Genomic DNA, 10,248 nt, shown 5'->3' with positions numbered 1-10,248 from the left:
GCTGCATGCGCTCATCAGCCCATCTGAGCGTCAAATGATCTATCGTAACCTCACCGTCAATCATTGCACCGCCACTCTGGCGGATTAAATCTTCAAACTCAGAGACGGCCACAACACCGCTGGCAGACAGTTCAAAACTACGGGGCAACCCACCTATAGCAACACCTTCCAATCGAGATTGTGACGAAGACACTGAAAACTCAATCGGCAACGTCATTTCCGTGACAGAAGGCCAATCAAACTGCCACTGGACTCTTACCGGAAAACCTGCTGCGTTTACTTTGGCAGCCCCTCGCCACAAGGTTCCTGAAACCTGCTCAACCCGAACCTGAGACGGTAGCTGAATCTGATCAGACAACCGATACCAGACCCAACCCACAGGCACCCGCACCACCAGAGTAACCCCAAACACAAACAATCCAAGCAACACCAGCAAGACAATCTTGCCAGTGCGTAAAAAAGATTTTGTCGGGGATTCGCTCATCAGATCGTGCACATTTGTAAACCGGTAGCCGAGTCTAACAAAGGCGGTTGCCAAGTTCATGATTAAAACAACAAAAAACCCCGCACTGGTGTGAACCAGCACGGGGTTTTTATGGGTAGATCAGGCCAGATCACCAAAACTGAGACCTGACCGGAACCTGAGAGGGATTACATCATCCCACCCATGCCTCCCATTCCACCCATGCCGCCCATATCCGGCATACCAGCACCCGCACCTTCTTCTGCTGGCTCGTCGGCCACCATCGCCTCAGTGGTGATGATCAGCGAAGCTACAGAAGCAGCGGCCTGCAAGGAAGAACGGGTAACCTTAGCAGGGTCCAGAATACCCATTTCCAACATATCGCCATACTGTTCAGTCGCAGCGTTGAAGCCGAAGGAACCTTCTCCTTCTTTTACTTTGGCAACAACAACAGAAGACTCGCCGCCTGCGTTGAATACGATCTGACGCAGCGGAGCTTCCATGGCGCGGCGCAGAATGTTCACACCGGCTTTCTGCTCTTCGTTGATCGCGTCAACCTTGTCCAGAGCGGCAATAGCGCGGATCAGGGTTACACCACCACCGGCTACGATGCCTTCTTCAACCGCAGCACGGGTAGAGTGCAGCGCGTCTTCAACACGGGCTTTCTTCTCTTTCATTTCTACTTCAGAGCCAGCACCGATTTTGATAACCGCAACACCGCCAGCCAGCTTGGCTACGCGCTCCTGCAGCTTTTCTTTATCGTAATCGGAAGAGCTCTCTTCGATCTGCCTGCGGATCTGCTCAACACGGGCTTCGATGTCACCCTGAGCGCCAGCACCATCGATGATGGTGGTGTTCTCTTTAGTGACATTCACACGCTTGGCAGTACCCAGGTCGTCCAGAGTTGTGTTCTCCAGAGTCAGGCCTACTTCTTCGGAAATCACAGTACCACCGGTGAGAATGGCGATATCCTGCAGCATTTCCTTACGACGGTCACCAAAGCCAGGCGCTTTAACAGCGTTAACTTTAACGATACCGCGCATATTGTTCACAACCAGAGTAGCCAGCGCTTCGCCTTCGATATCTTCGGCGATAATCTGCAGCGGCTTGCCGGCTTTAGCTACAGCTTCCAGTACTGGCAACAGCTCACGGATGTTAGAGATTTTCTTGTCAACCAGCAGGATGTAGGGGTCGTCCAGCTCGGCAGACATGTTGTCCTGGTTGTTGATGAAGTATGGGCTCAGGTAACCGCGATCGAACTGCATACCTTCAACGACGTCCAGCTCGTCTTCCAGGCCACGGCCTTCCTCAACGGTGATGACGCCTTCCTTACCAACACGCTCCATTGCATCTGCAATGATACGACCGATAGTCTCGTCGCCGTTGGCGGAGATGGTGCCAACCTGAGCGATGTTCCGGCTGTCGTCACAAGGCGTGGCCATTTCACGAATGGCTTTCACAGCTTCAGCAGTCGCTTTGTCGATGCCGCGCTTCAGGTCCATCGGGTTCATGCCAGCAGTAACGGCCTTGATACCTTCGCTAACAATGGACTGAGCCAGAACGGTTGCAGTGGTCGTACCGTCACCCGCCGTTTCATTGGCCTGGGAAGCAACTTCCTTAACCATCTGCGCGCCCATGTTCTCGAACTTATCTTTCAGTTCGATTTCTTTGGCTACAGATACACCATCTTTAGTTACGGTAGGAGCACCGAAAGACTTCTCAAGAACCACGTTACGGCCTTTGGGACCCAGGGTGACCTTTACGGCGTCAGCCAGAACATTTACACCCTTTACCATGCGCTTGCGAGCACTATCACCAAACTGAACTTCTTTTGCTGCCATGTCTTAAATTCCTCTTCTTTAAACCGAAATTGGATCGATCGGATTAATGAGCGTTCGTGCGAGCTGCTTTCGCAATTACTCAAGCACGCCGTAGATATCGCTCTCACTCATGATGAGCAGCTCTTCACCGTCTACCTTTACGGTATTACCGGCGTACTGGCCGAAAACGACGGTGTCACCTACCTTAACTGCCAACGCCTGGGTTTCACCGTTATCAAGAACACGGCCATTACCCACAGCGATAATTTCGCCCTGAGAAGGCTTCTCTTTAGCATTACCCGGCAGAACGATGCCGCCTGCAGTTTTCTCTTCTTCTTCCTTACGGCGTACAACAACACGGTCGTGTAGAGGACGAATCTTCATTGCTCGGCTTCTCCAATAGTCAGATTAATGTGGCAATGACAATTGCTTGTTAAAAAATGTCTGGCCCGACAGTATCCGGCCCGACAAACTGCCCGGTTTGCTAAGCATCTGATAGACAGCGCTTTTCAATCCGTGGCGAATCTGTGCAACCTAAATGGGGCTGTCCACTGGGTTTTCAACACCCCCAATCAAAAAATTTTACTTTTTTTCCAGCTTATCCCGGTCGAATTCAGTTTGATCCTGAAACTCACCTTCAATGATGTCGCCATTGGCATCCCGATCAAACGGCCGCTGTGCGCTAAACGGGCCAGAAGCCCCGGCCTGAAAGAAAAAGCTACGGCTTTGCCCTGCCACGGTCATCCGCTTCAGCGCCTGCGCAGCCAGCCAATGCCGGGTACCCGGCAGCAGGCACAAAAAGCCAAAAGTGTCGGTGATAAAGCCCGGCGTCAGCAACATAGCACCACCCACTGCGAGAATCAGACCCTCAGCCACTTCTCTGGCCGGCAACTCGCCGCTGTTCAAACGTTCATTGGCCCGCAACAACGTTGCCAAACCCTGTTGACGCAACAGCCAGGCACCAATGACCGCCGTCAGAAACACCAGCGCAATCGTATTTAACGCACCGATTATGCCGCCCACCTTAATGAGCACCACTAATTCGGCAACAGGCATGACAATAAAGAGAAAAACAAAAACCGGCATAAAGGCCTCGAGGACGTGAATGTGTGTTCAGTAAGGTCTGGTATACTCCGTGCTATAAAAAATGATTCAAAACGAATGGCACACAGTTAATTCTTAACACCATTGAGAACCTTAACTAAGGGCAAATCATGAAACTTCAAGACTCTGTAATTGCAATTACCGGTGGTGGCCAGGGCCTGGGCCGCGCCATGGCCGAATACCTGGCAGCCAAAGGCGCCAGGCTGGCCCTGATCGACCTGATGGAAGACAAACTGGCGGAGGCTGCCGAAGCCTGCAAAAAAGCCGGTGGCGACGCCAAAACTTACATTTGCAACGTTGCTAAAGAAGACGACGTAGAGCAAACCTTCCAGGCCATTATGAATGACTTTGGCCAACTCAACGGTCTGGTAAACAATGCAGGCATTCTGCGCGACGGCCTGATGGTAAAGTTCAAAGACGGCAAACTCGACAAGCGCATGGAACTGAGCCAATGGCAGTCGGTTATCGACGTTAACCTAACCGGCGTGTTCCTGTGCGGCCGTGAAGCCGCCACCCGCATGATCGAGAACGGTGATAAAGGTGCAATCATCAACATTGCGTCTATTTCCCGCGCAGGCAACATGGGCCAGAGCAACTACTCCGCAGCCAAAGCTGGCGTGTCCGCACTGGTTCCGGTCTGGGCCAAAGAACTGGCTCGTTACGGTATCCGCTGCATGGGCATTGCTCCGGGCTTCATTGAAACGGAAATGACCGCATCAATGAAACCGGAAGCACTGGAGAAAATGACAGCAGGCATCCCGCTCAAGCGCATGGGCAAGCCAGAGGAAATTGCCTCTGCGGCCGCGTTCATCTTTGAAAACGACTATGTATCCGGTCGCATGATCGAAGTCGACGGCGGCCTTCGCCTCTGACCGCCTCACTGCGGAGTTCTGAGTGGATCAGCTTGAAAACGAACCCACCAAAGAACAGAAAATCTGGCAAGTAGTGGCCGCGATTCCCCCGGGAAGCGTGGCCAGCTACGGCCAGGTTGCTGCCATGGCGGGCCTTGGTCGCCAGGCGCGCTTTGTTGGTCGGGCTCTGGGCAAATTGCCCGCCGGCCACAGCATTCCCTGGCACCGGGTTCTCCGGAGCAACGGTCAGATTGCCTTTCCCGAAGGTACGGAAGCCCGCCAACTGCAAACCGAAAGGCTGCGACTGGAAGGCGTAGACGTCATAAAAGGAAGGGTATCGATGAAAAACGTTCAGTGGCAGCCCTGAAGGTTTTGTTCAGGACCGCCACTGATACAACAGAGAACTCAGATCACACAGACTTGGCCGCGATAATCTTTTCATGCCATTCAACCGGGCCGGTCTGGTGCACAGAGCTACCCCGAGAGTCGACCGCCACTGTTACCGGCATATCCTTCACTTCAAACTCATAGATAGCTTCCATGCCCAGCTCTTCAAAGGCGACCACTTTCGCACCTTTGATAGCCTTGGACACAAGATAAGCCGCACCGCCCACCGCCATCAGGTACACCGCTCCATGCTTCTTGATAGCATCAATGGCAACCTGCCCGCGCTCGGCTTTACCAATCATTCCTGTCAGGCCGGTCTTCTCGAGCATGGTATCGGTAAACTTATCCATGCGGGTGGCAGTGGTGGGGCCAGCGGGACCAACCACTTCTTCACGTACCGGATCAACCGGACCCACGTAATAAATGAAACGGCCTTTCAGATCCACCGGCAGCTCTTCGCCGCGCTCAATCATGTCTACCATCTTCTTATGCGCGGCATCACGGCCCGTGAGCATCTTGCCAGATAGCAGTACCGTTTCACCCGGCTGCCAGTCTTTTACATCTTCCGGCGTAACTGTATCCAGGTTCACGCGGCGAACATTCTCACCCACTTCCCAGGTAATTTCCGGCCAGTCTTCCAGGCTCGGCGGGGTTTGCAGTGACGGGCCAGAGCCATCCAGTGTGAAGTGAGCATGACGAGTGGCCGCACAGTTTGGAATAATGGCTACCGGCTTATTGGCCGCATGAGTCGGGTAATCTTTCACCTTCACGTCCAGAACCGTGGTCAGACCGCCCAGCCCCTGAGCACCGATACCCAGATCATTCACCTTCTCGAACAACTCCAGGCGCAACTCTTCGGCACGGTTAGAGGCACCACGGGCTTGCAGATCATGAATATCGATCGGTTCCAGCAGGGACTCTTTCGCCAGCTCCATCGCTTTTTCAGCAGTACCACCAATACCTATGCCCAGCATGCCAGGCGGGCACCAGCCAGCGCCCATCTGCGGAACCATTTTCAACACCCAGTCTACAACTGAGTCAGACGGATTCAGCATGGCAAACTTGGACTTGGCTTCAGAACCGCCGCCTTTAGCGGCCACGTGTACTTCAACAGTGTTACCCGGAACCATCTTGTAATGAATGATGGCGGGGGTGTTGTCTTTGGTGTTCTGGCGCTTGCCATCCGGGTCAGCCAGTACAGACGCACGCAGCACATTGTCCGGATGGGTGTAAGCACGGCGAACACCTTCGTTGATCACATCGTCCAGCGCCATATCACACTCGAACTTAACGTCCATACCGATGTTCACAAACACAGTCACAATGCCCGTGTCCTGACAAATCGGGCGGTGCCCCTGGGCACACATACGGGAGTTGATCAGAATCTGGGCGATAGCATCCTTTGCCGCCTGAGACTCTTCCCTCTGGTAGGCCTCGTAAACAGCCTGAATAAAATCCTTCGGGTGGTAGTAAGAAATAAACTGCAGCGCATCGGCTACGCTTTCGATCAGGTCGTCCTGGCGGATTACGGTGGTCATAGTCGCCTCATCAGCTTTCTGATTATGGAAGTGCGCAAAGCCGTCAAAGCAGCCCTGCTTATAAAGGAAGCGAGAGTTTACCAGAAATTTCCGCGCGCGAGCGATGCGACGGAAGGAGAAACCGGCTATCACCCTTTCACGCAAAACACAGAGTGACGCCCCGAAAATTTCGAAACAATTTGTTAAAAGAACCCGTTACCGCCACAGTGTCACTCGACAAACTCTTCAATGCCCTCTATTTTTCATAGAGGTTACTCCAACTGTGCGAGGAGAGAATCAAAAGCAGAATCACACTTTTGGCTGATCAACACTGGCCACTCTGTCGCTATAGTCGACGATAAAGAAATTGGCTTAAAGTGCTGGCTACGATTTCAGACAAATAAGCAGAACAGGCAAAAGCACGGAATTTAAGGGCCGACCGGTTCCGTCTAAGCCGGATATAACGTTACAACAACAGGAAAAGGTTCCACCCATGTTCAAGAAAACTCTAATAAGTCTTGCCGTGGCTTCATCCCTCGGATTAACAGGCTGCTTTGATAGCGCTTCTACCGGGAAAAACGCGAATCCGGATTATCAGATTTCCAACCCCGATATCGACGGGAAAACCTGGCCTGTTTTTGATCCGATCAACAGCAAACTGCCTATTCCCAATGATTTGATTTTTGACTCCGGGCAGGGCGATGGAACCTTTGGCGTTACCGACTCAACACCTCCCGTCACTACAGCACTGAACGAATTGAGCGGTGCATCAACTGTTGCCCCCGCCGTCATCCAGTTTAATGGGCAGATTGACGAAGACACCGTAAAATACGGAAAAACAGTCTTCCTGATCGAACTGGAATATGCCAGCGGTGACCCCGTACAAGGGCTAAGCAACCAGGAACCGCCAACCGTTGCCGGAGTAGCGACCGCCAGAGCAGATGTGGAATCCCTCGATGGCGTCTCAGCCATCCGCATTCTACCCCTCGAGCCACTCAACCCACGTAAACGCTATATTGCAGTGGCTACGAAAGGCATTACTGACATCAATGGCGACCCTATTGTCAGCTCTCCATCTTACGGTAACTTAACTGACGAAGATCAGCCCTTGGGAACCTCATCACTAGCACCTGTCAGGGCGCTTATCAACAACCTGTGGGAGGCATCTGCAGAAGGCTTTTTCAAAGCTGCCGAACTTCCTTTAACCGCTGACGACATCGCTATCAGCTATAGTTTTACCACCTCCAACGATGAGAAAGTTCTGCAGTATATTGCTGAGCCGGCGGCCTGGTTCAAAGATCAGTTAGACACGTTCGTTAAAGTATCTGCAGCCAAGCAAGCTATTGCTGGCGGAGCAAGCGACTATGCCACTGTAAAGGCCACCGTAGACGGCGCTTATACAGCATTCCCCAACATTCCTCTGGGTGATGAGGGTAAAACAGCGGCTGAGGTTCTCGGCACGCTGTATGGCGAGGACGCTCCGTGTGAGGCAACCATAGGAGCAGGCGGTGAAGCGGCCATTGGCTGTGCTGCCGTTGCGCTCGCCTCTAATTTTGCCAGCACTGGGGCACTACCCACGCCAACGCCCCTGAACCGAAGCGCGGCAGACTTCACGTTAGAAGCACCCACTCCGGTAAGCCTTGTTTCCGCCGTTGCCAGCCAGGTATTGACCGGGCTTGAAGCTGACCCCAGCTCTGTCCTGGCAGCCCAGGGAACGGTCAAACTACCGTATTATCTGGGGACCTCTGGCACTGACGTCGTCACTCAGTCATGGGTTGCAGACAGCGAATTGGCTAAAGCATTGAACCAGGCATTCAAAGATGCCGGGCTTTCAATTCCTCAGGCTGACGCGTCGGTTTCCACTGCCGTAAACTACATTTTCCCGTTCCCGGAAAAACAAGCCGATGTGGAAGTGCCCGTTTTAGTTCTTTATCCCGCTGCTCCATCAATCAAAGGGGTGGTCATTTTCCAGCATGGCATCACCACAGATCGCAGTACCGCTTTGACGATTGGTAGCGCTATTGCGGCAAATGGGTACGCAGTCGTCGCTATTGATCAACCTCTTCACGGTGTTGATGAGTTTACTGCCGAGGAGCAAGAGGAACTTGCCAGCGCACTGCTGACAGCTGCGGCTGCAAGCAATCCTGCCATTGAAAACAACGCAGAAACTCGCGCGGCAGTCATCAATGGCACCTTCAAGGTTGGCGTACTCCTGAGCATCCAGGCAACCCTGCAAGATAATGGTGTTCCGGCCCCGGCACTTGGCATTACCGACCCTACTGACGAAGCTCAAATCAACAATGCAATTCAGACTGTTTTGAGCGGCGCTTACGGTGGCGAAATCCAAGCAAGCCTCGCTGCCGCCCTATCACTTGAAAACACCGTTGCCAACGCGGGCAGTACGATTCCTGGGTTAGCGATCGCAGACAGTGGTGAGCGCCATTTCGGCTTGAGCGAGTCTGGAGACGCATTCATCAACCTGAGCAGCTTCCTGACAACCCGTGACAACATGCGCCAGAGCTCAGTTGATCATATGAACCTGCGTGCGAGCCTTGCAGGCCTTGAGCTCCCACTCAACGAAGCCCTCAGCATTACCGTCATGCCCAGCACCCCGGTCATGCTTGTTGGTCACTCACTCGGCACCATAACCGGCATGCCCTTCGCGGCTGCAGTCAATGCCGACCAGCTTCCTGCCACGATCAGCGATGGAACCCCAGCAGGTACCGTACCATCAACATTCAACAACATTGCCGGTGCGGCGATGTTAACCCCTGGCGGCGGAGTTGTTCGCCTGCTTGAAAACTCTCCGACTTTTGCGCCTCGCATTTTGCCGGGCCTTCAGGCGGCGGCAGGTTTGGCACAGGGCGATGCTGGCCTGGAAACTTACTTCAACGTATTCCAGGCAGCCATCGATACTGCAGACCCAATCAACTTCGCGGATAACGCAGCTGATCAGGCTTGGCCCCTGGCATTGATCGAGGTACCTGACGATGAGGTTATCCCGAACTCAGCGGATACTATCTGGGGAGGCAAACCGCTTAAGGGCACCTTCGAGGCTGAAGATGGCACTTTCGTGACCATTGACAGCTTCAATGCACCTCTTGCCGGTTCTCAGCCTTTGGCTCTGACAGGCGCCATGATCACAACGGTTTCAGGTGGAACCCACTCTGGCCCTGTTGATCCACAAGATGAAGCGTTCGGTGAGATGGTGTACCACACCCTGCAGCTGCTTGACTCTGTAGTTTCTGTACCATAAAAAAGTAGCCTGAAACGCAAAAACCCCGGCCTTACTTACAGGCCGGGGTTTTTGTTTTTACTGTAGTTACACATTAACTTAACCAGAAAACCGGATTGAACATCCTGCCTGCCGCTGCCCAACCCCATCCCCACGATCCCTCTCAACAACCATCCCGCGAGCCTTAATCTGCGGATGCTCTGCGGCCTCCTCAATTGTCAGCACGGGCTCAACACACGCATCCACCCCGGCAAAAATCTCTCGCCATTCGGCAAAACTTTTCGCTGCGATTTTTTCTCTTATTACAGCCTTGATCGCCTGCTGCTGTTCAGGATTCTGGCTCAAAGCAAATGCTTTCATTTCCGGAATCCCCAAGGTGTCACACAAACGCGATGAGAATTGTGGCTCAAGGCTACCTACCGATATCCAGCGGCCATCACGGGTCTGATAGTAGTCATAAAAAGCACCACCATTCAGCATCCCTCCCTCTGGCTTTTGAGCCTGACCGCCCGCGAGGGCTGCAGCGCCTGCCATGGCATTCAAAGCAAAAGCCGCATCGGTCATGCTGATATCGATAAAAGCACCCTCACCGATCTGCTGGCGGCGTATAACCGCGGCGAGCAGACCCATCACCGCATGGTGGGAGCCTCCGGCTACATCCGCTATCTGAATACCCATCGGTGGCGGGCCACTGTCGGCCCGGCCGCAATGGCTGGCTACGCCAGATATAGCGAGGTAATTAATGTCATGGCCTGCACGGTCTTTGTAAGGGCCGGTTTGGCCGTATCCCGTGATGGCACAGTAGATGAGCCTGGGGTTAATGGCTTTGAGGGTTTCATAACCGATACCGAGGCGGTCCATCACGCCGGGG

9 protein-coding genes are annotated in these 10,248 nt (G+C 53.4%); 3 read left to right on the top strand and 6 right to left on the bottom strand.

Going from position 1 to position 10,248, the window contains the following annotated elements:
- The 4 genes from gspN to ABYA77_RS13820 all read right to left on the bottom strand — a co-directional run.
- A partial coding sequence (gene gspN, locus ABYA77_RS13835; RefSeq protein WP_372966562.1) for a type II secretion system protein N occupies positions 1-484 on the bottom strand: 484 nt, incomplete at its 3' end.
- A 167-nt stretch (positions 485-651) separates the two neighbouring features.
- A complete protein-coding gene (gene groL, locus ABYA77_RS13830) occupies positions 652-2,304 on the bottom strand; it encodes a chaperonin GroEL (RefSeq protein ID WP_372966561.1) in 1,653 nt (550 codons plus the stop codon).
- A gap of 75 nt (positions 2,305-2,379) precedes the next feature.
- On the bottom strand, positions 2,380-2,667 hold the full coding sequence (gene groES, locus ABYA77_RS13825) for a co-chaperone GroES (RefSeq protein WP_372966560.1): 288 nt from the start codon (positions 2,665-2,667) through the stop codon (positions 2,380-2,382).
- Between the two features lie 198 nt (positions 2,668-2,865).
- A complete protein-coding gene (locus tag ABYA77_RS13820) occupies positions 2,866-3,369 on the bottom strand; it encodes an FxsA family protein (RefSeq protein WP_372966559.1) in 504 nt (167 codons plus the stop codon).
- 128 nt (positions 3,370-3,497) lie between these two features.
- On the opposite strand from ABYA77_RS13820, the gene ABYA77_RS13815 reads away from it, so the two are divergent.
- Both ABYA77_RS13815 and ABYA77_RS13810 read left to right on the top strand, forming a co-directional pair.
- Positions 3,498-4,259 carry an SDR family oxidoreductase gene (locus ABYA77_RS13815; RefSeq protein ID WP_372966558.1) on the top strand — a complete coding sequence of 254 codons (762 nt, stop codon included), beginning with the start codon at positions 3,498-3,500 and terminating at the stop codon, positions 4,257-4,259.
- 22 nt (positions 4,260-4,281) lie between these two features.
- Positions 4,282-4,605, top strand: a complete 324-nt coding sequence (locus tag ABYA77_RS13810; RefSeq protein ID WP_372966557.1) for an MGMT family protein — start codon at positions 4,282-4,284, stop codon at positions 4,603-4,605.
- Between the two features lie 43 nt (positions 4,606-4,648).
- Here the strand turns inward: ABYA77_RS13810 and ABYA77_RS13805 are convergent, their stop codons facing one another.
- A complete protein-coding gene (locus tag ABYA77_RS13805; protein ID WP_372966556.1) occupies positions 4,649-6,163 on the bottom strand; it encodes a fumarate hydratase in 1,515 nt (504 codons plus the stop codon).
- 472 nt (positions 6,164-6,635) lie between these two features.
- Between ABYA77_RS13805 and ABYA77_RS13800 the strand changes: the two genes are divergently transcribed.
- Positions 6,636-9,398, top strand: coding sequence for a hypothetical protein (locus tag ABYA77_RS13800; RefSeq protein ID WP_372966555.1), 2,763 nt, complete (start codon positions 6,636-6,638; stop codon positions 9,396-9,398).
- A gap of 78 nt (positions 9,399-9,476) precedes the next feature.
- On the opposite strand, the gene ABYA77_RS13795 is transcribed toward ABYA77_RS13800, so the two are convergent.
- The coding region (locus ABYA77_RS13795; RefSeq protein WP_372966554.1) for a CaiB/BaiF CoA transferase family protein at positions 9,477-10,248 on the bottom strand (772 nt) is incomplete at its 5' end.

This window comes from Marinobacter sp. (assembly GCF_041595835.1).
In the GTDB taxonomy this organism is placed as follows: Bacteria; Pseudomonadota; Gammaproteobacteria; order Pseudomonadales; family Oleiphilaceae; genus Marinobacter.
The sequence above is the reverse complement of the archived record's forward strand: the minus strand, read 5'-3'. Positions and strand labels throughout refer to the sequence as shown.